This is a genomic window from Jatrophihabitans sp., assembly GCF_036000465.1.
Lineage (GTDB): Bacteria > Actinomycetota > Actinomycetes > Mycobacteriales > Jatrophihabitantaceae > Jatrophihabitans.
The window spans coordinates 1-24,889 of the sequence record NZ_DASYFV010000010.1 but is presented as its reverse complement, the minus strand read 5'-3'; the positions used below and the strand labels follow the sequence as shown (position 1 = coordinate 24,889).

At 70.1% G+C, this 24,889-nt stretch carries 22 protein-coding genes; 3 read left to right on the top strand and 19 right to left on the bottom strand.

The features are described from left to right. From rpoB to VGN18_RS03310, 12 genes are all read right to left on the bottom strand, one after another. Window positions 1-3,075, bottom strand: a 3,075-nt coding sequence (rpoB, locus tag VGN18_RS03365) for a DNA-directed RNA polymerase subunit beta (protein ID WP_414655008.1), incomplete at its 3' end; no start/stop codon positions are given. A gap of 408 nt (window positions 3,076-3,483) precedes the next feature. Further along, window positions 3,484-4,251 (bottom strand): hypothetical protein, encoded by a 768-nt coding sequence (locus tag VGN18_RS03360; RefSeq protein ID WP_327538222.1) that lies wholly within the window; start codon window positions 4,249-4,251, stop codon window positions 3,484-3,486. Next, window positions 4,248-4,751 (bottom strand): hypothetical protein, encoded by a 504-nt coding sequence (locus tag VGN18_RS03355; protein WP_327538221.1) that lies wholly within the window; start codon window positions 4,749-4,751, stop codon window positions 4,248-4,250. The genes VGN18_RS03360 and VGN18_RS03355 overlap by 4 nt, the downstream gene beginning before the upstream one ends. A gap of 165 nt (window positions 4,752-4,916) precedes the next feature. After that, a complete protein-coding gene (locus tag VGN18_RS03350) occupies window positions 4,917-6,188 on the bottom strand; it encodes an MCE family protein (RefSeq protein ID WP_327538220.1) in 1,272 nt (423 codons plus the stop codon). A gap of 7 nt (window positions 6,189-6,195) precedes the next feature. Further along, entirely contained in the window at window positions 6,196-7,323 is a 1,128-nt protein-coding gene (locus tag VGN18_RS03345) for an MCE family protein (RefSeq protein ID WP_327538219.1), read from the bottom strand. After that, window positions 7,320-8,498 carry an MCE family protein gene (locus VGN18_RS03340; RefSeq protein WP_327538218.1) on the bottom strand — a complete coding sequence of 393 codons (1,179 nt, stop codon included), beginning with the start codon at window positions 8,496-8,498 and terminating at the stop codon, window positions 7,320-7,322. The genes VGN18_RS03345 and VGN18_RS03340 overlap by 4 nt, the downstream gene beginning before the upstream one ends. Beyond that, window positions 8,498-9,562 (bottom strand): MlaD family protein, encoded by a 1,065-nt coding sequence (locus VGN18_RS03335; RefSeq protein ID WP_327538217.1) that lies wholly within the window; start codon window positions 9,560-9,562, stop codon window positions 8,498-8,500. Before VGN18_RS03335 ends, VGN18_RS03340 begins: the two co-directional genes overlap by 1 nt. Next, a complete protein-coding gene (locus VGN18_RS03330) occupies window positions 9,562-10,599 on the bottom strand; it encodes an MCE family protein (RefSeq protein ID WP_327538216.1) in 1,038 nt (345 codons plus the stop codon). Before VGN18_RS03330 ends, VGN18_RS03335 begins: the two co-directional genes overlap by 1 nt. Continuing rightward, window positions 10,596-11,897 (bottom strand): MCE family protein, encoded by a 1,302-nt coding sequence (locus tag VGN18_RS03325; RefSeq protein ID WP_327538215.1) that lies wholly within the window; start codon window positions 11,895-11,897, stop codon window positions 10,596-10,598. Before VGN18_RS03325 ends, VGN18_RS03330 begins: the two co-directional genes overlap by 4 nt. A gap of 2 nt (window positions 11,898-11,899) precedes the next feature. Continuing rightward, window positions 11,900-12,742: an ABC transporter permease gene (locus VGN18_RS03320; RefSeq protein WP_349259821.1), complete on the bottom strand. Its 843-nt coding sequence runs from the start codon at window positions 12,740-12,742 to the stop codon at window positions 11,900-11,902. Window position 12,743: 1 nt separating this feature from the next. Further along, window positions 12,744-13,520, bottom strand: a complete 777-nt coding sequence (locus tag VGN18_RS03315; RefSeq protein WP_327538214.1) for an ABC transporter permease — start codon at window positions 13,518-13,520, stop codon at window positions 12,744-12,746. After that, on the bottom strand, window positions 13,520-14,596 hold the full coding sequence (locus VGN18_RS03310) for an ABC transporter ATP-binding protein (protein ID WP_327538213.1): 1,077 nt from the start codon (window positions 14,594-14,596) through the stop codon (window positions 13,520-13,522). The genes VGN18_RS03315 and VGN18_RS03310 overlap by 1 nt, the downstream gene beginning before the upstream one ends. A gap of 262 nt (window positions 14,597-14,858) precedes the next feature. Between VGN18_RS03310 and VGN18_RS03305 the strand changes: the two genes are divergently transcribed. Together VGN18_RS03305 and VGN18_RS03300 are read left to right on the top strand one after the other, a co-directional pair. Then, window positions 14,859-15,071, top strand: coding sequence for a hypothetical protein (locus VGN18_RS03305; protein WP_327538212.1), 213 nt, complete (start codon window positions 14,859-14,861; stop codon window positions 15,069-15,071). After that, window positions 15,068-15,850: a hypothetical protein gene (locus VGN18_RS03300; RefSeq protein ID WP_327538211.1), complete on the top strand. Its 783-nt coding sequence runs from the start codon at window positions 15,068-15,070 to the stop codon at window positions 15,848-15,850. Before VGN18_RS03305 ends, VGN18_RS03300 begins: the two co-directional genes overlap by 4 nt. 84 nt (window positions 15,851-15,934) lie before the next feature. Here VGN18_RS03300 and rplL read toward each other — a convergent pair whose 3' ends face one another. From rplL to VGN18_RS03270, 6 genes are all read right to left on the bottom strand, one after another. Continuing rightward, complete coding sequence (rplL, locus tag VGN18_RS03295) at window positions 15,935-16,321, bottom strand: 50S ribosomal protein L7/L12 (protein WP_327538210.1); 387 nt, start codon at window positions 16,319-16,321, stop codon at window positions 15,935-15,937. Window positions 16,322-16,369: 48 nt separating this feature from the next. Then, window positions 16,370-16,984: a 50S ribosomal protein L10 gene (rplJ, locus tag VGN18_RS03290; protein WP_327538209.1), complete on the bottom strand. Its 615-nt coding sequence runs from the start codon at window positions 16,982-16,984 to the stop codon at window positions 16,370-16,372. Window positions 16,985-17,217: 233 nt separating this feature from the next. Continuing rightward, window positions 17,218-19,746 (bottom strand): CHAT domain-containing protein, encoded by a 2,529-nt coding sequence (locus VGN18_RS03285; protein WP_327538208.1) that lies wholly within the window; start codon window positions 19,744-19,746, stop codon window positions 17,218-17,220. Window positions 19,747-19,803: 57 nt separating this feature from the next. Then, window positions 19,804-20,304: a hypothetical protein gene (locus VGN18_RS03280; RefSeq protein WP_327538207.1), complete on the bottom strand. Its 501-nt coding sequence runs from the start codon at window positions 20,302-20,304 to the stop codon at window positions 19,804-19,806. Next, a complete protein-coding gene (locus VGN18_RS03275; protein WP_327538206.1) occupies window positions 20,301-20,891 on the bottom strand; it encodes a sigma-70 family RNA polymerase sigma factor in 591 nt (196 codons plus the stop codon). Before VGN18_RS03275 ends, VGN18_RS03280 begins: the two co-directional genes overlap by 4 nt. Beyond that, window positions 20,888-22,558 carry a S8 family peptidase gene (locus tag VGN18_RS03270; protein ID WP_327538205.1) on the bottom strand — a complete coding sequence of 557 codons (1,671 nt, stop codon included), beginning with the start codon at window positions 22,556-22,558 and terminating at the stop codon, window positions 20,888-20,890. The genes VGN18_RS03275 and VGN18_RS03270 overlap by 4 nt, the downstream gene beginning before the upstream one ends. Window positions 22,559-22,795: 237 nt before the next feature. Here VGN18_RS03270 and VGN18_RS03265 point away from each other — a divergent pair, with 237 nt between their 5' ends. Further along, a complete protein-coding gene (locus VGN18_RS03265; RefSeq protein ID WP_327538204.1) occupies window positions 22,796-23,707 on the top strand; it encodes a T3SS effector HopA1 family protein in 912 nt (303 codons plus the stop codon). On the opposite strand, the gene VGN18_RS03260 is transcribed toward VGN18_RS03265, so the two are convergent. Further along, the coding region (locus tag VGN18_RS03260; RefSeq protein ID WP_327538203.1) for a hypothetical protein at window positions 23,704-24,889 on the bottom strand (1,186 nt) is incomplete at its 5' end. The genes VGN18_RS03265 and VGN18_RS03260 overlap by 4 nt on opposite strands.

Here is a 24,889-nt window from a genome sequence, read left to right as displayed (position 1 = left end):
CTGCTGGGTGATCATCGAGTACGGACCGGTCGAGCGGGCGTGGATCTTGTCGTCGACCAGGTGCAGCAGCTTCAGGATGTAGACGTAGCCCACCGAGACCGGCTCCGGGAACGGCTCGCCGGAGCGGCCGTCCATGAGCCGGGCCTTGCCGGTCGAGCCGATCAGCTGCTGGCCGTCGCGGGTCGGCAGCGTCGAGTCGAGCAGGCCGGTGATCTCTTCCTCGCGGGCACCGTCGAACACCGGCGTCGCGACGTTCGTGTCCGGAGCGCCCTCGCGAGCCGCCTCGGGCAGGCGCGCCGCCCAGTCCGGGGAACCCTCGACGTTCCAGCCGGTCTTGGCGACCCAGCCGAGGTGCGTCTCGAGAACCTGGCCGACGTTCATCCGGCTCGGCACGCCGAGCGGGTTGAGCACGATGTCGACCGGGGTGCCGTCCTGCAGGAAGGGCATGTCCTCCGGCGGCAGGATCTTCGCGATCACGCCCTTGTTGCCGTGGCGGCCGGCGAGCTTGTCGCCGTCCTGGATCTTGCGCTTCTGGGCGATGTAGACCCGGACGAGCTCGTTGACGCCGGGCGCCAGCTCGTCGCCGTCCTCACGGCTGAAGACGCGCACGCCGATGACCTTGCCGGCCTCGCCGTGGGGCACCTTCAGCGAGGTGTCACGCACCTCGCGGGCCTTCTCGCCGAAGATCGCGCGCAGCAGGCGCTCCTCCGGGGTCAGCTCGGTCTCGCCCTTGGGCGTGACCTTGCCGACCAGGACGTCACCGGGCACGACATCGGCACCGATGCGGACGATCCCGCGCTCGTCGAGGTCGGCGAGGACCTCCTCGGAGACGTTGGGGATGTCGCGGGTGATCTCCTCGGCGCCCAGCTTGGTGTCGCGGGCGTCGACCTCGTGCTCCTCGATGTGGATCGAGGTGAGGACGTCGTCCTGGACGATGCGCTGGTTGAGGATGATCGCGTCCTCGTAGTTGTGGCCCTCCCACGGCATGAACGCGACGAGCATGTTCTTGCCGAGCGCCATCTCGCCCTCGTCCGTGGACGGACCGTCGGCGATGACCTGACCCGTCTCGACGCGGTCGCCCTCGTCGACGATCGGCTTCTGGTTGTAGCTCGTGCCCTGGTTGGAGCGCGCGAACTTGGCCAGCCGGTAGGTCTGGTGCGTGCCGTCGTCGGCCATGACCGTGATGTAGTCGGCCGAGAGTTCGGTGACCACACCCGCCTTGTCGGCAACGACGACGTCCGCGGCGTCGACGGCGGCGCGCAGCTCCATGCCGGTACCCACGAGCGGGGCCTCGGCGCGGAGCAGCGGCACGGCCTGGCGCTGCATGTTGGCACCCATCAGGGCGCGGTTGGCGTCGTCGTGCTCGAGGAACGGGATCATCGCGGACGCGACCGACACCATCTGGCGCGGCGAGACGTCCATGTAGTCGACCTCGGACGGGTCGATCAGCTCGACCTCGCCGCCCTTGCGGCGCACGAGCACCTTCGGATCGGTGAAGGTGCCCTTCGCGTCGATCGGCGAGTTCGCCTGGGCGATGACGAAGCGGTCCTCCTCGTCGGCCGAGAGGTAGGCGATCTCGTCGGTGACCCGGCCCGCGTCGACCTTGCGGTACGGCGTCTCGACGAAGCCGAACGCGTTGACCCGCCCGTAGGAGGCCAGCGAGCCGATCAGGCCGATGTTCGGGCCTTCCGGCGTCTCGATCGGGCACATGCGGCCGTAGTGGCTCGGGTGGACGTCGCGGACCTCCATGCCGGCGCGGTCGCGGGACAGACCACCCGGGCCGAGCGCGGACAGGCGACGCTTGTGCGTCAGGCCCGCGAGCGGGTTGGTCTGGTCCATGAACTGCGACAGCTGGCTGGTGCCGAAGAACTCCTTGATGGAGGCGACGACGGGCCGGATGTTGATCAGGGTCTGCGGCGTGATGGCCTCGACGTCCTGCGTGGTCATGCGCTCGCGGACGACGCGCTCCATGCGGGACAGGCCGACCCGGATCTGATTCTGGATCAGCTCGCCGACCGTGCGCAGGCGCCGGTTGCCGAAGTGGTCGATGTCGTCGACCTCGTAGCCCTCTTCGCCGGCGTGCAGGCGGATGAGGTACTCGATGGTGCGGACGATGTCGTCCTCGGTGAGCGTGCCGGTCGAGATCGGGACGTCGACCTCGAGCTTCTTGTTCACCTTGTAGCGGCCGACCTTCGCGAGGTCGTAGCGCTTGCCGTTGAAGAACAGGTTCTCCAGCAGCGCCTGCGCCGACTCGCGCGTCGGGGGCTCGCCCGGACGCAGCTTGCGGTAGATGTCGAGCAGCGCCTCGTCGGTGGACGCGATGTGGTCCTTGTCGAGGGTGGCGATCAGGGTCTCCGACCACGCGAAGTGCTCGCGGATCTTGTCGGTGGACCAGCCGAGGGCCTTCAGCAGCACGGTGACCGGCTGCCGGCGCTTGCGGTCGATGCGGACACCGACGGTCGAGCGCTTGTCGACGTCGAACTCGAGCCACGCACCGCGGCTCGGGATGACCTTGACGCCGTACACGTCGACGTCTGAGGTCTTGTCGAGAGCGCGGTCGAAGTAGACGCCGGGCGAACGCACGAGCTGGGACACCACGACCCGCTCGGTGCCGTTGATGATGAACGTGCCCTTGCGGGTCATCATCGGGAAGTCACCCATGAACACCGTCTGCGACTTGATCTCGCCGGTGGTGTTGTTGGTGAACTCCGCGGTGACGAACAGCGGGGCCGCGTACGTCATGTCCTTGTCCTTGCACTCCTCGATGGACGCCTTGACGTCCTCGAAGCGCGGGTTGGAGAAGGACAGGCTCATGGAGCCCGAGAAGTCCTCGATCGGGGAGAGCTCGGTGAGGATCTCCTCCAGACCGGACTGGGCGCCGTCGACGTCGAGGGTGCGGTTACGCCAGAGATCGTTGCCGACGAGCCAGTCGAACGACTCGGTCTGCAGCGCGAGGAGGTTGGGCACCTCCAATGGCTCTCGGATCTTGGCGAAGGAGGTACGAGGGGGTGCCCCCGGGATACCTGACCTGTTGCCGTATGCGGATCGTGATTTACCGGAGCGCGAGACTGCCAAGATGCGTCCTTCCAAGGACTTGACCGTTGTGCCTAGACCGTTGTGCCAGTGCCTGTCGGCGACACCCGCTCACTCCCTGTATTCACTGTTATCGACTGCTCGACCTAGGGCCGGGCACAGCGAACTAGGCCCTTGACGGGCCGCAAGATGTAAGAGGGCAGCGCAAAGAAGCAGTCTAGCTGTTCCGGGCATAGCAAGCAAACACCCCGCTGGCCGCCTCACGGCGACCGCCGAGTGCACTGCCTGGCGGTGCCGCGCCGGGCCTCCGGCGACCCTGTTCGGTCGGGGGCGGGCGTTCGAACTGCCGATGCCGTGCTCAGAAAGGGTGCCTCGCCACGGTGCCGACGTCAAGCTTTTCGACCGGTTCCAGCGGGGGTGTCGCCGGAAAACGCTGCCCGCGGTACGCCGTCAGCCGGTGACGGCGGTGACCGGGTCGATCTTCACGATGAGCCACTTGCCGCCGACGTTCTCCATCTGGACGATCGCCGCGAACGGATCGACCCGCCCGCCCTTGCCCGTCTGGGTGCTCGTGATGGCCAGCTGCCCGAACAGCAGGACGCTCCACTGCCGGCCGTTCGGGGTGACCGAGACGACGCCCGCGTCGTTGATCTGAGCCGTCTGGGTGAACTTCAGCTTCGGCGCGTTCGTCTTGATGAGGGTGTCCATGGCCTTCTTGTACTGGCCCTGGTACGCCCCGGACGTGCACTTCACCCCGGCCGCCTCGGCGGCGTCGATGGCGGTGTACTTGTACGTGTTCGTGGCCGCGGTGCAGCTCTTCGCCGCCGCCAGGACGCGGTCCCGGATCTCGCTGGGCGAGGGCTTGCTCCACCAGACCCCGTGCGAGGCCACGGCCAGGACGACGACCATGGCGAGCGCGACGACCCCGAGCACGACCGCCGGCACCCACTTCAGCCAGCCCGGCACCTCGGTGATGACGATCGGCTGGGCCCCGGCCGGTTCGGCGGCCGGCGACGTGCGCAGGGATGTCGCCTCCCCCACCGGCGTGGGGGCCGGTCGGGCGGTGGTCTCGGTCGCCGATGGGCCCGGACGCGGCGGTGTCACCCGGCCGCCGATGCGGCGCGCCCGGCTGGCCGCGGTGGCAGCGGGCCGGCCCGGCCGCGGCACGCTCGCGTCGTCGGACCCGGGGGTGACCGGAGTCGGGTTCTCGTCGGTCACGAGACGCTCACATTCTGGACGTCCGTGGCGAGCCACTGGCCCTTCACGTCGACCACCGTCACCCGCAGGCTCTGCTGGTTCGGCACCTGGGGCTGGGTCGACTGGTAGCCGTTCACCGTCAGGAGCACGATGTAACCCGTGCCGCCCTTGTCGGTCGGGCCCTCGAGGGCCTGGTTGGTCACCCGCGCGGTGAGGTCGAACTTGCCCTTAGTCATGGCCGCGAGCGTCGCCGCCCGCTTGCCCTGGATGTCGGTCTTGAGGCCGCCGGTCGCGCCGTCGACCGCGCGCTGGAAGTCGGCGTCGAAGTTGGCCCGGCGGTAGGACAGCAGGTTCGTCGTCTCGGTGGCCGCCGCCGTGACCGCGCGCTGCTCGGTGGCGGTGAGATCACCCGGCGTGTGGCTGTTCTTGTAGTCCGGCAGCACCGAGTAGTACAGGTAGAACAGCACCGCGAAGACGACGGCCGCCACTCCGGCGATGACCCACGGCGCCGCGGATCGCATCGAAACGCCTCTCGAATCAGGCATACAGCCGATTTCTCCTTGATCCATCCGACGGCGTCCCGACCGGCGGGGGGACACTGCGGACATCGGGGCGGTGCGCGAGCGGTGCGGCCGGGAGCCTACGCCACGTCACGCGCCGCACAGGGTAGGTCGCACGGTCATGAATCAGTGCAGGGCGTCGGTGAGCAACGTGAGCCACGAGGCGTCGCCGAGCGAGCTGGACCGGGTCAGCGAGGTGCCGATCAGGTTCGAGGTGACCACCCGCGGGTAGGCGTAGCCGCCGCCGGCGGTGCTGATCGGGTCGCCGCCCGGGATGTTGGCCGACCCGCGCACGTTCGTCCCGCTGCTGACCGGGGCGGTGCAGCGCGCGCCGACGTTCGGGGCGATCGGGCTCAGGTTGGCCGGCTCGCGCCGCACGCCGTTGTAGCCCTGGCGGTTCTGCTTCGGGTCACCGCAGTCCTGAGGGTCAGGGGTGGTCTGCAGGACGAGACCGAGCGCGCCGCGCCGGTCGTGCAGGGCCGTCTGGCCCCCCGCGGCGAGGGCCGGGTAGAGCTCGAGCACCTGCTCGACGCCGTCGAGGTGGCGCACGATGATCTGGCCGACGGTGGACAGGTTGGCCAGGGTCACGCCCAGGTCGGTGCGGTTGTCCCGGATGAAGGACGACACGGTGCCCAGGTCGCCCGGGCCGGTGTCGAACAGGTGCCGGATGTCCGGATCACTCGTCTTGAGCTGCTGCGAGAGCAGGTTGAGGCTGTGCGTCCAGCTCTGCAGCGGCTGCTGCTCGTCGAGCTGGGTCTGCAGCACGCTCGAGGACGTGTCGATCAGCGCGATCGTGTTGTCGACGTTCTGCGGATCGAGGGCCGACTGCAGCAGCTGATCGGTGGCGTCGAGCAGCGAGCCCAGATCCGGGCCGCGCCCGTTGACCGCCTTGTTGAGCTCCGACACCGTGGTGCGCAGGTTGTCGAGGTCGACCGAGCGAACGAGCCGGTCGAGGTTCACCAGCAGCGTCTTCGTCGCGGTCGGGATGCCGTTGCGCTGCATGGGGATGACGACGTTGTTGCCGTGTGCGAAGGGCCCGTTGCCGTTCGGCGGGATCAGGTTGACGTACTGCTCGCCGACGACGGAGCGGTCGGTGATGACCGCCCGGCTGCTGATCGGGATCTTGGGCGAGGAGCAGTTGTCGATGTTGAGATCGACCCGCACGCCGTCCTTGATCAGGTGCAGCTCGCCGACCTTGCCCACCGTCACGCCGCGGTAGGTGACCTCGGCGTTGGTGAAGATGCCGCCCGAGTCCGGGAAGTCGGCCTTCACGACGCACCCGTTGTTGCCGAACAGGCTCTTGGTCAGCCCGACGTACTCGGCCGACACGTAGGACACGCCCAGCAGCGTGATCACCACGAACAGGATCAGCTGGAATTTCGTCGATCGTCTCAGCATGGCCGCGTCACTTCCCCGTGCCGATGAGCATGGGCGTGAGGGTCGACTGCGTCGCCGGCCTTGCGGCCGTCCCCGAGCCGGGGGTGAGCTTGGTCTGCTTCGCGTTCGCGGTCAGCAGCTTGCACAGCGCGTCGGCCCCCGGCACCTGGCACAGCACGGCGCTGAGGTCGAGGTTCACGTAGGCGTACAGGTTCGCGTAGTCGCCCCGGACGAGCTCGCGGGTGGTGCCGAGCGGGAACGGGAAGGTGCCCATGATCCGCAGCGCCTGGGGGAAGTTGTCGCCGGCCGCGTTGAGCTGCTCCAGCGCCGGGCTGAGCGAGCGCAGGGCCTGCACGAGCTCGGTCTGGGTGGAGGAGATCACGTCGGTGGCCACCGAACCGAGCTTCGACAGGCTGGTCAGCAGCGTGACCAGCTTGCCCCGCTCCTGGCTCAGCACGGCCAGAGCCTGCGGGAAGGTGTCGAGGGCGTCGGTGATGATCTTCTTCTGCTTGTTCAGGGTGATCGCCAACGTGTCGATGTTCTGCAGGGCCGCGACGATCGAGCCCTTCTGCTGGTCGAGCGTGCCCACGAAGATGTTGAGCTGGTCGAGCAGGTCGCGGATCGAGTTCTCGTTGCCCTTGAGCGCGCTGCTGAGCTCGCGGGCGATCACCTGGATCTGGTTGACGCCACCGTTGTTGAGCAGCAGCGACAACGCGCCCAGCACCTCTTCGACCTCAGGGGCCGAGCGGGTGTCCTTGAGCGGGATGCTCGAGCCCTGGTGCAGGTCGGTGGGGTCGGCGGCGCCGAGGGGCGGCAGCAGGGCCACGTACTTCTCGCCGAGCAGCGAGGTCTGCGACACCAGCGCGCGGGCGTTGTTCGGCAGTTTCACCGAGTTGTTCACGCTCATCGTGACCTTGGCCGACCAGCCGTCGAGCGAGATGGCGGTGACCTTGCCGATGGCGATGTCGTTGACCTTGACCGCCGACTGCGGAACGAGGTCGAGGACGTCGGCGAACGTGGCGGTGATGGTGTACGGGTGGTCGCCCAGGTCGGCGCCGCCCGGGAGCGACGTGCTGTAGAGCCCCTTGAAGCCACACCCGGAGAGGGACATGGCCGCGGCCGTGAACGCCGCGATCAGCTTCGTGCGTGTATTCACGGTGCCCCCGCCCCGACGAGACCGCCCAGACCGCCGGTGAGCAGTCCGGTGAGGTCGAGGTTCGGCAGGCTCGGAGCGCCGCCGGGTAGTTTGCTCAGCACGCCGCTGCAGACCGAGCTGATCTGGGTCGTCAGCGGGCCGAGGGTGAGGCCGCCCAGCAGGTTGCCGCCCTTGAGCAGCGCGCACAGCTGGCTCGGGTCGGTGAGCGAGGCGAGGTTGCTGCGGGTGGCGATCACGCCGAGGTTCGGCTGATAGGCGTGCACGATGTTCGCGAGGGCCACCGGCGCGATCGCGAGGGTCTCGTTCAGCGACGACTTCTGCTTCACCAGGATGCTCGTGATCGCCTCGAGGCCCTTGATCGAGGTGTGGAAGCGGCCGGCGTTGCCCTTGACGAACGTGTTGACGTCGTCGAGCGCCAGGCCGAGCTGCTTCAGGGCGCCACCGAGGTCGGCCCGCTCGTTGGCGAGGTCGCCCGCGACCTGGGCCAACTGCTCGTTGAACAGGCGGACCTGCTTGTCGCTGCTGGACAGCGCCGCCGTGAACTTGCGCAGGTTGCCGACCGTCTGGAACAGGTCGCCCCGGCCGGCCGCGAGGGTCTGCGCCGCCTTGGAGAGCTGGGTGATGCTGTTGCCGAGAGCGGCGCCGTTCCCCTTGAGGTTGGCGGCGGCGACGTTCACCAGGTTGGCGAGCGCGCCCTTCTGCGGGCCGCCCTTGTTGGCGCCGTTCGGACCGAGCGCCACCGACAGGGTGTTGAGCGCCTTGTAGATGTCGTCGAGCTCGGCCGGCGAGGTGGTGTGGTCGGGCGCGATCGTGCCGCCGCTGGCCAGCACCGCCCCGCCCGTGTAGGCCGGCTGCAGCTGGACGTAGCGGTCGCTGACCAGGGAGTTCGCGACGAGCACGCCGAACACGCCCTTGGGCAGTTTGTAGGAGCTGTCGTAGCTCATCGTGATCTTCACGCCGTTGCCGCCGGGCGACACCGAGTCGACCTGGCCGACGTTGACGCCGAGGATCTTGACCGGCGTGCCCGGGTAGACGCCGACGGCCGAGGCGAACTCGCCGGTCACCGTCTTGTCCGAGGATCCGCGCAGGAACGCGAAGTACACCCCGCCGAGGACGATCGCGGCGACGACGACGCCGGTGACGATGCGGGTGACGCTCTTGGGCAGCTTGGCCATCACGCGCCCCCGACGCCGGCCAGGCCGAGGCCACCTGCGATGTTGAAGTTCTGGATGTAGTTGTCGAACCAGTGACCGTTGCCGATCACGTTGTTGAACACCCGGTAGAACGGGCCGAGCAGCGACAGGCCGCGGTCGAGGCTGTCCTGGTTGGACTGCAGCAGGGCCAGCACCTTGTTGAGGTTGTCGAGCAGCGGGCCGATCGTCTTCTCGTTGTCGGCGACCAGACCGCGCAACTGCACCGACAGCACCTGCGTGTTGATGAGCAGCGAGTGGATGGCGTCGCGCCGCTGGTTGAGCTCGTCGAGCAGCAGGTTGCCGTCGCTGAGCAGTCGCTGCAGATCGGTGTCACGGTCGGCGAGCACCTGGGTGACCGCGTTGGCCCGGGAGAGCAGCGTGCGCAGCTGCGTGTCGCGCGAGGCGATGGTCTCCGACAGGCGCGAGAGCCCGGTGACCACGGGCTTCACGGTGCTCGGCGTGCCGGCGAAGTCGGCGGCGAGCACGTTGAACGCCTTGGTCAGGTTCGCCGTGTTGATCTTGTCGACGGTCTGGGTCAGCGCGGTGAAGGCCGGGTAGACGTCGAACGGCGACTCGGTGCGGTCGAGCGGGATCGTTCCGCCCGACTTCAACTCGGTCGGGCCGGACGAGTCGATCTCGACGTACTTGGCGCCGAGCAGCGTGCGCAGCTTGATCGCCGCGCGGCTCTCATTGCCGACCCAACCGTCCTTGACCGTGAAGGAGACGCGAACGTTGCCCTTGGCCCGGTCGATCGTCACCGACTCGACCTTGCCCACCTTCACACCGGCGATGCGGACGTCGTCGCCCTGCTTGAGGTTGGCCGACGTGTTGAACACCGCCGTGTAGGGCGTGCCCCCGCCGATCAAGGGCAGGCTGGCCGCGTTGAACGCCGCGAACAGCAGCACGGCGATGAGGACGAGACCGATCGCCCCGATAGGTGTGGGGTTGCGCGAGGTGAAGGACCGGCCGACGCGCGGCACCCGCTTCGTCTCGACCGGCTTGGTGTAGACGCCGTCCATATCGGACCTGGTCTTCGCGTCGGCCATCAGTTGCACCTCGGCTGGGACGACTTCGGCAGGGCGGTCAGGTCGAGCACCTTGCCTCCGGGCAGGATCAACGAGCCTTCGAGCGAGCAGAGGTAGAAGTTGAACCACGAGCCGTACTGGGCCGTGCGGATCAGGCCGGCGACGGTGGGCGGGATCTGCTGCACCACGAACTTCACCGTGGAGCTGTTGCGGTTCAGCGTGGCGACGAGCCCGGTGAGGTCCTTGACGTCCTGGGCCAGCGGCGCGCGCACCTGGGTCAGCAGGCCGGCGGTGGAGGTGGCCAGGTTGTTGATGCCGTCGATGGCGTTCCCGATCGTCGTGCGGTCGGCGGCCAGCCCGGACACGAAGTTCTTCAGCTGGATGATCAGGTTGGACAGCTCGGTGTCGCGGTCGCCGACCGCCTTCAGCACCGCGCTGAGGTTGTCCACCACGCTGCCGATCACCTGGTCCTTGTCGGCCAGCGAGTTCGTGAGGTCGGCGAGGTTGGTGAGCAGCAGCTCCAGGCTGCCGCCCTCACCCTGCAGTGTCTTGATGACCTCGAGCGACAGCGTGTTGATCTGGGTCGCGTCGAGGCCCTGGACGAGCGGTTGGAAACCCTGGAACAGCACGGTCAGGTCGACCGCCGGCCGGGTCTGGCTGAGCGGGATCGTGCCCCCCGGCGCGAGGATCGCGTTCGACCCGCCGGCGACCGGCTCGACGTCGAGGTAGCGCTGGCCGACGAGGTTGCGGTAGCGCAGCTTCGCCACCACCGACCGCGGCAGCGTGCGGCTCTTCTGCACGGTGAAGGTGACCTGGGCGATGCTGGTGTCGTTCGTGCGCTTGTGGATCGCGATGCCGTCGATCGTGCCGACCCGGACCCCGGCGATGCGGACGTCGTCGCCCTGCTGCAGGCCCGTGACGTCGGTGAAATCGGCCTTGTAGCTGTTGGTCGACCCGAACGCCTGGTTCGAGATCGTGGCGGCCAGGACGTAGGTGAAGAAGGCCGTGATCGTCAGGAAGACGAGCAGCTTGATCAGCGGGGGCCAGATGCTCTTCATTTGACCTGCACCTCCTGACCACGCAGGAGAGGGGCCGCGAGCAGCGTCGCGCCGCCGGGCACCTTGTTCGGTGTGGTGTTCAGGTCGCCGGCGATCAGGGAGTTCACCAGGACGTTCTCCGCGGTGGTGTTGAGCGAGCGGGTGCTCGCCGTCGAGGGGTTCTTGCCGCACGGGTCGCTGGTGAGCGGCGCGCCGTCGTTCACGCACTTGTACTTGTCCGGGATCTGGAACTTCCCGCCGACGATCGGCTGCGGGTTGTCGGGCAGGCCGAAGCAGTTCGGGCCCAGCCCGGTGACGATGCGCGGTTGCTGGCCCGGCTTGTACGCACCGGGGTTGGACGTGTCGGCGGTGGCCGAGAGGTGGATGGCGTGGTCGTAGATCGCCTGGTTGGCGAGCGTGACCAGCTTGTTGATCCCGGTGAGCAGGCAGGAGTACTCGGGCGAGTACTGGGCCAGCAGGCCGTAGATCTTGTCGGACTGGCCGGTGACCGCGATGAGCCGCGACTGGTTCTCGGACAGGAAGTCACGGATCAGGAGGGCCGAGTTCGAACCGGTGGTGAGCAGGTTGTCCAGGGCCGCGCGCCGATCGATGATCGTCCGGGCCGAGGTCTGCAGGTTCTGCAGCGAGGCGAGCAGGTCCGGCGCGAGGCCGTTGTACTCGAGCGCCACCTCACCGAGCTTCTTGAGATCGTCGACCAGCTTGGTGGTGTGCGGGTTGATGACCTTGAGGTACTTGTCGAAGTTCACCAGCGTCTGGCCGAGCTTGGGGCCGCGGTTGTTCAGGGCGGTCGCCAGCGCGGTCAGCGTGTCGTTGAGCTCGGCCGGTTGCACCGCGGTGAGCAGCGGGAGGAAGTCGCCGAGGACGTCCTGGGCCTCGAGCGCGCCCTGCGAGCGGTCCTGCGGGATGATGTCGCCCTGGGCGATCGGCCCCTCGGGATTGCTCGGGATGGAGAGCGCGACGTACTGCTCGCCGAACAGCGTCTTCGGCAGGATCTGCGCCGTGACGTTCTTCGGGATGTCCTTCACCCGACCCGGCTCCAGCGCCAGCGTGACGATGGCATCGGCGCCATTGGCCCGCACCGCCGTCACCGAGCCGACGATGATGCCGCGCTCCTTGACGTCGGAGTCGAGGATCAGCTGGTTTCCGGTGTGGTCGGCCTTGAGCGTCACGTCGACGGTGTCGGTGAACGCCTTGTTGTAGATCGCGATCGACAGCGAGACGAGGCCGGCGACGAGGGCGATGAACGTCAGGCCCAGCAGCCGTCGCTTGACGACGGCGCCCACGGATTCCTTCGGCATGCCTACCCCGCCAACCGGACGCTGGTGGTGGAGCCCCAGATCGCGAAGGACAGGAAGAAGTCGACGACGTTGAGCGCGACGATCGCCAGGCGGACGGCGCGTCCCACCGCGACGCCCACACCGGCCGGGCCGCCCGAGGCGGTGTAGCCGAAGTAGCAGTGCGCCAGGATGATCACGATCGCGAAGACGAGGACCTTGAAGAAGGACCAGATGACGTCGAGCGGCGGCAGGAACAGATGGAAGTAGTGCGAGTACGTGCCCGCGCTGTCGCCGAAGTAGTAGACGACGATGCCGTAGGACGCGAGGTAGGACGACAGCAGCCCGATCACGTACAGCGGGATGACCGCGATGAAGCCGGCGATGATGCGGGTCGTCACGAGGAACGGCAGGCTGGGCACCGCCATGACCTCGAGGGCGTCGATCTCCTCGCTGATGCGCATGGCACCGAGCTGGGCGGTGAAGCCGCAGCCGACGGTGGCGCTCAGCGCGAGGCCCGCGACCAGCGGCGCGATCTCGCGGGTGTTGAAGAACGCGGTGATGAAGCCGGAGTACGAGGCGACGCCGAGCTGGTCGAGGGCGGCGTAGCCCTGCAGGCCGACCTCGGTGCCGGTGAAGAAGCAGAGGAAGGCGATGACGCCGACCGTGCCGCCGATGACCGCGAGCGAGCCGCTGCCGAAGACGACCTCGGACAGCAGCCGCATCGTCTCCTTCTTGTAGCGCCGGATCGTGCGCGGCGTCCACGCGATGGCCCGGATGTAGAACGACATCTGCTCGCCGAGCGTGTCGAGCGCCCCGAGAGGGGCGTTGACCGCCTTGCGGGCAGTGGCGATGACGTCGGTGGCCACGTCACGAACCCTTCGCCGGGACGACCTGGAAGTACACGGCCGTGATCACGAAGTTGGTGAAGAAGAGCAGCAGGAAGGTGATGACGACGGACTGGTTCACGGCGTCGCCCACGCCCTTGGGGCCGCCGCCGGCGTTCAGGCCCTTGTAGGAGGCCACCACCCCGGCAATGACCCCGAAGATGAACGCCTTGATCTCCCCGGCGTAGAGGTCGGGCAGCTGGGCCAGGGCCGAGAAGCTTGCCAGGTAGGCCCCGGGGGTGCCGCCCTGCAGGACGACGTTGAAGAAGTAGCCGCCGGCGACGCCGACGACGCAGACCAGGCCGTTGAGGGCCACGGAGACGAGCACGCAGGCGAGCACGCGCGGGACGACGAGGCGCTGCACCGGCGAGATGCCGAGCACCTCCATGGCGTCGATCTCGTCGCGGATCTTGCGGCTGCCGAGGTCGGCACAGATCGCCGACCCGCCGGCGCCGGCGATCAGCAGGGCGCAGACGATGGGCGAGGCCTCACGGATGATGGCGAGCACGCTGGCCGAGCCGGTGAACGACTGGGCGCCGATCTGGCGGGCGAGGGTGCCGAGTTCGAGGGCGATGACGGCCCCGAACGGGATCGAGACCAGCATGGTCGGGAAGATCGTGACGCTGGCGACGAACCAGGCCTGCTGCACGAACTCGCGGCCCTGGAAGGGTCGCTTGAAGATCAGCCGGAAGACGTCGAGGAACAGCGCGAACAGGCTGCCGGCCTGCCGCACACCCGCGACGGGAGAGAGGTTGGGCATCAGCCTCGTCCGGAGGGGGTCGGCTGACGGGTCTCGGATCGCGGGCCGGGGGTCTCGCCCCGGGCCTCGGCCGCATCGCGCTCTTCCTGCTCGATGAGGTCGTTGATCGCCTTCTGGGCCGCCTCGGGCAGCGTGTGCATCATCTCGAGCACGCGGGCCCGGCGCCGGTTGGCCGCCTGCCGCTCGGGCAGGCCGGGGCTCGGCTGGATCTGCGGGGGCACCCCGCTGCCGGACGCGCCCTTCGGGCCGGTGCCGGCGGCGGGCGGGCCGTCGTTCTTCAACGCGGCGAGCTCGGCGGCGACCTGGCCGGCGTCCTTCTCCTCGGACATGCCGATCGGGCCTTCGCGGCGACCGTTGAGGAACTGCTTCACGACCGGCTCCTCGCTGGTCAGCAGCACCTCGCGGGGGCCGAACATGACCAGCTCGCGGCGGAACAGCATGCCCAGGTTGTCGGGCACGGTGCGGGCGGTGCCGATGTCGTGGGTGACGATGAGGAAGGTGGCGTCGGTCTGCGCGTTGAGGTCGATGATCAGTTGGTTCAGGTAGGCCACGCGGACCGGGTCGAGGCCGGAGTCGGGCTCGTCGAACAGGATGATCTCGGGGTTCAGCACGAGGGCGCGGGCCAGCCCGGCGCGCTTGCGCATGCCGCCGGAGATCTCACCGGGGAGCTTGCCCTCGGCGCCGGCCAGGCCGACCATGTCCATCTTCTCGAGGACGATGTCCTTGATCTCCTTCTCACTCTTCTTCGTGTGCTCACGAAGCGGGAAGGCGATGTTGTCGAACAGGTTCATCGAGCCGAACAGCGCGCCGTCCTGGAACAGCACGCCGAACAGCTTGCGGGTCTCGTAGAGCTTGGCCTCGCTGCAGCGCGCGATGTCGACGTCGCGGATGATGATCGAGCCCTTGTCGGGCTTGAGCAGCCCGATGAGGGACTTGAGGAACACCGACTTGCCGGTACCGGACGGGCCCAGCAGCACCGACACCTCGCCGGGCGGGAGGGTGAGGGTGACGTCGCCCCAGATCGTCTGGCGACCGAACGACTTGGTCAGATCGTGGACCGCGACCTCGACACCCACGAGCTGTCCCCTCTCGATTGACGAGCGCACAGCGCGCTTCCCGTCACTACCGGCGTGTTGAAAGTAACGATCGGGCTACTCGTTGGTAACGCACGCGGCGACATAGCCTCGCACATTTCACAGAGTCTTGCCCGACAGGATGTCCCACCTACCAAACTTGTCGGAACGTGCAGACGCACCCATGATCCGGAGTGCGGATAGGGTGCGCGGCGCGACCGCTGTTCCGTTCGGCGGACGCGGGTTCGACCTGAGAGGAAGACCGATGTCAGAAGTGGACGATCGCCTGCGCCGCCTGCTCGCCGGAGATCCGCCCGCCTCGGTCGCGGCCCTCGACGAGGAGCACCGTCAGGCCCTGGCCGACCTCCTCGCCGAGTCGCGCCGGCGCCAGGCGGCGAGCCTGGAGGAGGCGTTCACCGCCACCCTCAAGTTCGTGCCGTTCCCGCTGCGCAAGATCGTGAAGAAGGTTCTTCTATGACGCATGACGCGACGGCCGAGGCGCGCAAGCTGGCGCACACGCTGGGGGTCGGGCCCGAGCGCCTGAGCATGCTCGACGGCGTGCCCGGCGCCGACCTGCGGACCCTGCGCAAGCAGATCGGCGAGGCGCTGTTCCAGGCCGACAAGCCCCACTTCGCGCGGGTCGCGGCGCTGTCCAAGGCGGTGCCCACGGCACTCGCGGCCAAGCTGACCGAGGCCGTCCTGCCGCCGCTGCTCGCCGCCCGCACGGCAGAACTGATCGAGCCCGGCCGGGCGGTGGAGATGGTGACCCGTGTGTCGGAGCGCTACCTCGCCGACGTCGCCGCCGCGATGGACGCATCGCGGGCCCCGGCCGTGGTCGGCGCGATACCGCCCGAGCGGGTGGCCCGCATCGGCCGGGAACTGGCCGACCGCAAGGAATGGGTGGTGATCGGCGGCTTCGTCGTCGAGGTCGGCGAGGCCGCGCTGCGGGCCTCGGTCGCCGTGTTCAGCGGCGAGGAGCTGCTGCGGGTCGGCTTCGTCCTCGACGACATGAGCCGCCTCGACGACATCGGCGCGATGCTGAGCGAGGCGCAGATCGACGAGCTGCTGGCCGCCGCGGCCGAGCACGGGCTGTGGGTCGAACTGGCCGACCTGCTCGAGAACCTGGCCCCACCCCGCATCGCGCGCATGGCCGAGCGGTTCGCCGCGGCGGGCGACGAGCTGGCCGCGGCCTACGCGGCAGCGGTCGAGCAGGGGGCGCTGGCCCCGGAGTCGCTCGCGCGGCTGAGGCCGGCCTGACCGGCTGCCGCACCCGCCGGCTCCGAAGACGACTCGGGGCGGGCCGCATGACGCGGCCCGCCCCGAGGCGGAGTGTTGCGGGTACTACTTGACCGTCACCGAAGCGCCGGCGCCCTCGAGGGCCGCCTTCGCCTTCTCGGCGGCTTCCTTGTTGACCTTCTCCAGGACCGGCTTCGGCGCGCCGTCGACGAGGTCCTTGGCCTCCTTCAGACCGAGGCTCGTGAGCGTGCGCACCTCCTTGATGACCTGGATCTTCTTGTCACCGGCGGATTCGAGGATGACGTCGAACTCGTCCTGCTCCTCGGCGGCCTCGGCCGGGGCACCGGCGACGGGGCCGGCCGGCGCGGCGGCGACGGCCGCGGCAGCGGTGACGTCGAAGGTGTCTTCGAACTGCTTCACGAACTCGCTGAGCTCCAGGAGGGTCATCTCCTTGAAAGCGTCGAGCAGCTCGTCGGTGCTGAGCTTCGCCATGATGGCGTCCTTTCGATAAAGCCGGGTGAGCCGGCAGTCGGGTTGGTACTACTCCGCCGGCTCGGCGGGAGTTTCGGATGCCTCGTCGGACGCGGGTGCGTCCGCCTCGGCGGGGGCCTCGGTCGCTGCCTCGGCCACCGGCGCGTCTCCGGCCGGCTTCTTCTCCTCGAGTGCCTTGGCGAGGCGCGCCATCTGCGACAGCGGGGCCTGGAACAGGCCCGCAGCGCGGGTGGGGAGCGCCTTGAGGGCACCGGCGAGCTTGGCGAGCAGCACCTCGCGCGACTCCAGGTCGGCGATCTGCTTGACCTCGTCGGCCGACAGCGGCTTGCCGTCGAGCACGCCGCCCTTGATCACCAGCAGCGGGTGTGCCTTGGCGAAGTCACGCAGGCCCTTGGCGGCCTCGACGGCGTCGCCCTTGACGAACGCGATCGCGGTCGGACCCGTCAGCAGGCTCTCGTCGAGCGGGATACCCGCATCGGCGGCGGCCCGCTTGGTGAGGGTGTTCTTGACGACCGCGTACGTGGTGTCCCGGCCCAGCGCGCGGCGCAGGTCGGTGATCTGCTTGACGGTCAGGCCGCGGTACTCGGTGATGACGGCCGCGGACGAGGACGAGAAGTGCTCGGTGATCTCGCCGACGGCACTGATCTTCTCGGAATTCGGCATGTGCTACCTCCTCTCGTTCTTCTCGGGCCGGTTGTTCCGGCCCCAGGAACGAGAAACGCCCCGGCGCAGGGCGCACGGGGCAGCGAGGTGATCGCCGTACCGTCCAACCTGCGCGGGCCGCTCCGGCGCTCCGGAGGCGTTCGGTCCCGTGCGCGCACGGGACGACCAGCGGTCTTCGGTGGATCTGCTCACACCGTACGCGACGCGGGCGACGCGGACCAAATGCGCGCGGCTCAGCCGCGCCACGCGGCGCCGAAGGCGACGAAGGGCGGGGTGACGTCGCTGTCCACCCCGGCCACCGCAGCGGCGAGGGCCGCGGCGGAATCGGCGCCGGCCGAGAGGGCCGCGTGGTAGCCCGCCATGGTCTGCTCGGCGACGGCGTCGGAGACCCGAGCGACCGAGGCGATGACGCTGCGGGTGCCGAGCTGCAGCAGCACGCTCGCGAGTCCTAACGCCTCGTCGCCGGGACGGACGGTCGCGAGCCCGACCTCGCAGGCGGAGAGCACCACGTGCTCGGGGGCGAGCTCGTGCTGGTCGAGCTCGTGGGCGAACACCGGGCCGTCGACCAGGCGCAGCGAGGAGAAGAGCGGGTTCTCCGGCTGGTGCACGCCGTGCGCGGCGACGTGCAGGATGCTGGCCGAACCCATGGCCGCGGCGAAGCCGGCCCGCGTGGCTGCCGGGCCGGTCAGCAGGTCACTCGTGTGCCAGGACGCCGCGACCGCCTCGGCCTCGGGCGCACCCCGGGCGAGGTCGGGGCCGGCGAGCGCCACCACGTCCGTGCGGTCGGAGTCGCGCCGCTGGGCCGAGGTGAGCCACTTGGTCGCTGACGGCGCGACCACGAGCGGGCGCCCGCGCAGCGACGGCAGCGACGCCCACGGCAACTGGCCGAGCACGCCGGTCGAGACGATCACGAGCGGGCGGTCGATCGCCGTCCGCAACGGTGCGACGAGCGCGGCCTCGAGCCCGGCCGCCGACCGCTCCAGGGAGGCGCGCACGGCCGCCCGCAGCGGGGTCGGCAGGGCGGGTTGCGCGAGCACGTCCAGGTCGGCCCGGGCCCGCTGCACCAACTCGATCACCGGCGCCGCCGGGCCGAGGTCGTGCCGGTGGACCCGATCGGCGACGGTGACCGCGGACAGCCGCCCGCCCGCCTGCACGTACATCACCAGGTTCTCGCCGCGCTCGACCAGGCTGGCCCGGACCTCGGCCAGCCCGGCGGCGCGCATCGCCTCACCGGTGCCCTCGATCGTCCAGCTGCGGGCCATGATCCGACGCTCCAGGTCACGGCGCCGCTGGTGCAGCGGCGCGGACGCCGCGCGGTCCTGCTCCACCGCGCGCAGCGTCTCGACGGTCTGGCGCAGTTCGGTCAGCAGCTCGGCGGCGACCGGATCCTCCGGCGGCCGCACCGCGGCCAGCCGGCTCGAGACGGCGCGGGCCCGTTCGGCCGCGGCGAACACCGCGGCGGGGCGTCCGCCGTCGAGGGCCAGCACGATGTCGAGCTCGGCCAGCCGGCGCCCGTGCACGGCCGCGGCGGTGCGCATGTCGATGCTGCCGAAGCTCGCCTGGTAGCGCGCCAACTCGCCGAACGCGCGGTGCACCCGGCGCGCGGCCGCGTCCTGCCTCCCGCGGGCGGCGTCGACCCGGGCGTGCACGTAGTGCGATTGCAGCCGGGTGCTGATCGGGTCGGTCGCGCGCACCCGGCCCAGCGTCGCGAGCGTCTCGGCCGCCTCGGCGGCCTGACCGATCTGCAGCTGGGCCTCGGCCGCGATCATGGCCGCCGTCCGGGCGACGAGAGTCAGGCCCTCGTCGGCGAGTTCGCGCTGCAGGCGCAGCGCCGGACCGACGAGGCGGGAGCCGGGCCGCCCGGCGCTGAGATCACCCTGGAGCAGGACGAGTTCGGCCGCCCGCCTCCCCTGGTCGTTGCCGTGCCTCCTGTAGCGTCGGCGCGCCGTCGCCGCGAAGCGGCGGGCCGCGGCGATGTCACCACCGAGCAGGGCGCACCGGGCCCGCTCGAGCTCGCAGTCGGCGAGGTCCTGGGCGACGCGATCGGCCCGGAACAGCTCGCCGGCGGCCGCGAGGGTCTCGTCGGCCTCACGCACCAGACCGGCCTCGGCGAGCACCCGGGCGGTGTCGAGCAGCCCGACCGCACGCGAGACCTCGACCTCGAGGCGGTTCGCCTCCCCCATCAGGTCCAGCGCCCGCGGCAGGTTACCGCCCAGGAACTCGGCGTAGGCGAGGTTGTGGGCGGCCTTGAACGCCCACTCGGGCATGTTCTCGGCCCGGGCGAAGTCGAGCGCGCCGCTCAGCCGGCGCCGCGTGCCGGCGAGTTCGCCCCGGAACAGCCGCAGGCTGCCGGCGTTGAGCAGGATCGCGAAGCGGTCGTTGCGGTCGGCGTGCTCGATCAGCTGCTCGGCGGCGGCCAGTTCGGCCAGGGCCAGTTCGGTGCGCCCCGAGCGCATCGCGATGACGGCGCACTGGCTGTGGATCCGGACGGTCAGGGCGGGGTCACCGAGGCGGTCGGCCATCCGGCGGGCCTCGTCCAGGCAGGCCATGCCCCGTTCCACCCCGTGGACCTCGGCCTCCGGCTTGGCCCGGGTGATCCACAGCGCGACGGACAGCGCCTGCTCGTCGCGCCCGGTGCCGTCGCCCGCCGCGGCCAGCTGGCGCTGGGCCCGGACGAGCAGGCGCAGCGCGGTCGCGGCGTGCCCGCGATTGTGCTCCTCGACCGCCTGGGTCCGGATCGCCGCGATACCCGCCAGATCCACCCGCACAGAGTGGCAGAAAGCGGGTCCCCCGCGCGGCTCACAAATCGATCGAGGAGGTCAGATGTCGACCGAGGGTGTGATGACGTGGATGCTCCCCCGGCCCTCGGCCGAGCGCATCAGGAAGCGCACCATGCCGTGCGGCACCTCGTCGAAGACGAAGCGACCGTCCTCGTCCGCCGTCGTCTCACGACTCGACCCGATCGAGCGCAGCTCGACGACGAGTCCGGCGCCCGGCGTCGCCCAGCCGTCTATGCGGACCGAGCCGCCCCCGAGCGGGCTGATCGTGACCATCGTCGTCAGGCTCTCGCTCGAGAAGGTCACCGTCTGGGTTGCGGCCGACTCGGCCGAGCGGACCCCGGCCAGGCTGCCGATCTGGAGCTCGGCGAGCTCGGCGTGCAGCGCGTCGAGGGTGATGCCGAAGCCGATGCGCTCGACGAGGCCGGCGGGCACCGGGTCGACCTGGTCCCAGAGGGCGGCCAGGCGTTCGAGCACCTGCACGTCGACCGCGTCGATCGAGGCCGTCGCGAGGGTGTCCAGAGAACGATCTTCGGGGGTCATGCTCCCTCCCAGGAGTTGTCGGCGGCGAGACTCTGCCGGAGCTTGGCGAGGCAGCGGCCCCGCGTCGGGCCGATGCTGCCCACCGGCATACCCAGCGACTTCGCGACGGCGGCGTAGTCGGGGCGGTCGGCGAACGCGATGACGCGCAGCAGGGCCTGGCACCGCGCCGGGAGCGCGGTGATGTGCTGCCAGAGCCGGCTGGCGCCGTCGTCGCGCAGGACCATCTCCTCGGGGAGGTCGCGCAGGGGCGCGACGACGTCGTCGTCCTCGAACTCGCGCGGCTCGAGGCGATCGGCCCGCTTGACGACCCGCCACGACTCCCGGCGCGCGGTGACGATGAGCCACTGCAGGACGGCCTGCGGGTCGGCGATCGAGTCGGAGCTGCGCACCAGGGCGAACCACGTCGTCTGCAACACGTCCTCGGCCGACTCGCGGTCGAGTCGCTGGGACCGGACGGTGTGCCACAGGATCGGGGTCAGCAGCTCGATCAGGTCGGCCATGCGGGCCTCGTCGCCGCCGCGGTATCCGCGGAACAGCGTCGCGGCCCGGCTGGCCAGCGTCTCGGGAACGGGGTCGGCGCCGATCATGAGTGCGTCAGTCCCGTGACGGCGGTGACCGCGGACCAGCCGCGCACCCGCGAGGAGTCGGGGTCGAGTTCGTCGAGCGACCCGCACCCGCCCTCGACGAGCGACTGCGCGATCTTGCCGGCGAGGATGGGCGCCGCGAAAGACGTGCCGCTCCACGTGCCGAAGCCGCTCTTGAAGTCGTCGGGATCGATCGAGGAGCGCGTCGTGCCGTTCCACCGCAACCGGAAGCTCGACTGGACCGACCCGTTGAAGTTCGTCGGAAGGGTGCTCACGAGCGCGGCCCCGGGCTCGCTCCACGTGACCCAGTCGCCGGCGTTGCTGAACAGCGAGACGTTGCCGTCGGGGTTGAGCGCACCGACGCTGAGCACCGGCAGGCACCCGGCTTGGAAACCGGTGAGCACGCCGTCCGGGTGAGGAGTGAAGGCCGCCGGGAACATCGGCCGCGAGGTCGCGTCGTTGCCCGCCGCGACGACGATCGCCGTGCCCGCCCGGCCGAGGGCGTTGAGAGGCTCCAGCAGCTGGGCGTCGAAGGCGATGTCGTCGGGCTGCTCGTGGTAGTAGCCGAACGACATGGACAGGACGTCGATGATGCCGCTGGGATCACCCGCGGCCTGCGCGGCCTGCTGCCCGTGCGCCAGCATGGTGAGCACGTCCCGGACGAGGTGTTCGGGGACGACGCCGTTGTCGGCCATGATGCGCACCGACAGGATGTCGGCGTCCGGGCAGACCTGCCGGATCAGGCCGGCGATGAACGTGCCGTGACCGGCGTCGGAGTCGAGCTCACCCTCGAGCGGGTCGTCGGTGACCCCGGAGTCCGGCGGGTCATCGGCCCCCGGGTCGTGCAGGCCGACGAGCACGCCGTCGATCTGGATGTTGCGCGACACGATGTCCGGCGTCAGCCAGTCGTGGGGTCCCACTCCGGTGTCCAGCACCGCCACGCGGGGGCGGCGCGTCGGCAGCTCCGGGTGCCGCGCCGGCGGGCGTCCGACCCAGGTGACCGGCGCGAGTCCGCCGAGACCGGGCATGCCGTACTCGGCCGACTCCTCCCCCGAGCCGTGGACGTAGGGCGAGCCGTGGACGTAGGGGGAGCCGTGCACATAGGGCGAGCCGTGGACGTAGGGCGAGCCGTGGACGTAGGGGTTGGCCGTCATCAGGTGGTCGAGGCCGACGAGGCGGGCGGCCGGGGCACCGGCCCCGACGATCGTGCGGAAGCTCTGCAGCACCGGCCACGCGTCCGGGGAGGCCGAGCGCCCCGCAATGGGCACGAGCCGCACGGTGATCGAATAGGTCAGCCCCTCCGAGTCGACCCCCAACCGCTCGCACAGCTTGGCCAAGGCAGCGTCGCGCTCGACCCGCTTGTCGTCGCGTACGACCTCGAGGTCGTGTTCGGCCGCGGCCTTCTCCAGCGCGGACAAGACCTCGGTACCGGCCGAGCCGGCGACGATCAGGTGGTCGCCGATGTAGATGGTCGAGCGGATCGGGGCCTGGCCGGCGACGCGGACAGCCGTCGTCGGGTCGAGGATCCGCGCGTTGAAGCGGGCGACCACGGCCGGCGACACGTAGATGACCGGATCGAGGGTCAGCCGCCGCTCGGCCTTCGACGTACCGGGCCTGTCCTTCGGACCGAACGGAACCGTGTAACGGGTGAACCCATTCGAGTAAGCCATCCGGATACCCCATCTGTTCGGCAGGCGTGAGCTCTGGCGGCGAGCGTAGGCCCGTTGCGGGACCACGACCAGAGAACACCGGACCTGCGGTCGTGGCCGCATTGCGTAGGTGATCACAGCTTGAGGAGGAGCCGGTCCGGGCGGTGATACGTCGGGCCGGAAACAGAAATTTCCGACGTTGTGTATCAGCCCGGCGCCGGCCCGCTCCTGACCCCCGACGATCGATGGAGGTGGGTCATGACGACGCAGGAACCCCTGCTCGAGAGCGGCGTCCGGACCGGGGGGCCGGGCGCTGCCGCTGACCCGCTTCCAGAGCACGGGCTGCGGCGCACGGTCGCCTGGGCCGTTGCGGGGGACGCAGCGCTCGTGCCGATCGGGAACCAGGGGTCGGTCGCGACACAGGACAGCGTGGCCGACCCCTGGCCCGGCTGGGCCCGCGGGCAACTGCTCGCGGCCGTCGACGTCGCCGCGGCGGTGCCCGCGGGAGTCGGCGCCGCCCGCACGCTCTACGACGAGTGGTTCAACCCGCCGATCGAGGGCGGCGAGACCCGGCGATCGCGACGGCCGCTCGCCGGTCTGTTCCGGGCGGCCCACGCCGGATCCTCGTCACGCCGCGCGTCCGGTGAGCTGGTCGTGCTCGACCGCCACGACGTCGTCGGCGTCAACGGCTGGTGGCGTACCTGGGGCGAGTCGTGGACGCCGCCCCGCACCCGGCCCGGTTCGATCCGGGTCATGCTGAGCCCGGCCGTCGATCGGCTGCCCGAGTTCGTGAACCTCGTGACCGGCGCGCTGCTGGCCTCGACGACATCGTGGTCGCTCGGCTGCGCGACCGACCCGCGGCGCGTGGGGCGCTGCGGCGCGGCCGTGCTCGACCTGCCCGGCCTCGATGCCCTACCGGCCGGGCTGCTCGAGCAGCTGGCTCCGGTGCTGACGCCGGTCGCCCCGCCGCTCGGTCTCCCGCTCGCTCCTGGCGTGGCCGCCGCCGGCTACCCCGACAACGGGATGACCTTCGGCGAGCACCGGTGCCACCTCATCGCGCTCGCACTGCGTCAGGCGAACGGCGGCGACGATCCGCTGGCCGCCATCGCGGGGGTCTTCGCCGCGCACGGCATCGACGCCGCCCGGCCGCACCTGTCCCGCAGCCGCTAGTTGCCGTCGGCCGCGAGATCGATCCCGTAGGTCACCGACGGGTTGGCCACCACGCTCGACACCGCGCGGTAGAGCGCGGCCCGCCCCTGGTCGGGTGCGAGCTGCGAGGGCACGCGGGCATGCTCGGTCAGCGCCCCGATGAACAGCAGCCCGCCGCCGCCGGTGGCGTCGATGTCGGCCCATTTCACGGCCTCGGCCGGGAAGAAGATCTGCGGCAGCACCAGCGTGCGGGACCCGTTGTGCGCCAGCGCGTAGTACTGGGCCTGGGTCCAGCCGAACGCGCAGGTGGCGCCGGTGACGCCGAAGGTGGCCGGGCAGGAGTTCGCGTCGCCGTTGTAGATCAGGGACGCCGGGGTAGCGGCGAAGTAGGCCGCCTCCCACTGCTGGGCCTGGGCGAGCGTTCCGCTGAACGCCGCCTCGATGTCGTTCGCGCCGACGACGGCGGCCTTGACCGAGTGCGCCGAGGCGTAGCTCGCGAGCGGGTCGATCACGAGGTTGGCCCAGTCGGCTCCGCGGGTTGCCGCCGGATACCCGGTGGGCCCCGAGTACAGGCCGTCGTTGTTGGTTCCGATCGCGACGGTCACGCCCGTCGTGTCGACCCGGCAGCGCTGGTACCCGTCCAGGTAGCCCGAAAGGACGCCGACGAGGTCGGCGTACTGGATCCGCACCGGATCGGTGGTGGCCGACCCGGTCAGGGCGAGGGCCACCCCCGGGTTGCTCGGCCCGAGTTCGTGCGGGCGCGAGTTCTTGTCCGGCGTCTTCGACTGCGTGCCGAGGTCGAGGAGCACAACGCGGGCGCGGGCTTGCGCGTCGGCGCAACCGTGCCCGTTCATCACCGCGTTGTCCGACGCCGCTGTGGGGTCGTCGGTGACGTTGTGCAGGTCATTCGCGTAGCGCGCCTGCGACGGTGCCGCCGGCGGGATCGTCGTCGGCGCGACGTAGCCGTACACGTCGACCACGACGGTCACCGAGCCGGACGACGCGTTGAAGAGGTTGAGGTAGCCGCTGGCCGAGATGGGCACGGCGGCGGTGCCGACGATCTCCTGGCCCGCCGAGAACTGCATCGTCGTGGTGCCGGGCCGAGCGACCGCCGACTGCCACGCGGTGATGCCGCCCCCGCGCGACGGCGAGACGACGGTGATCGACACGAGGGCGACCGTGCCGCCCGGCCGGGGCACCCCG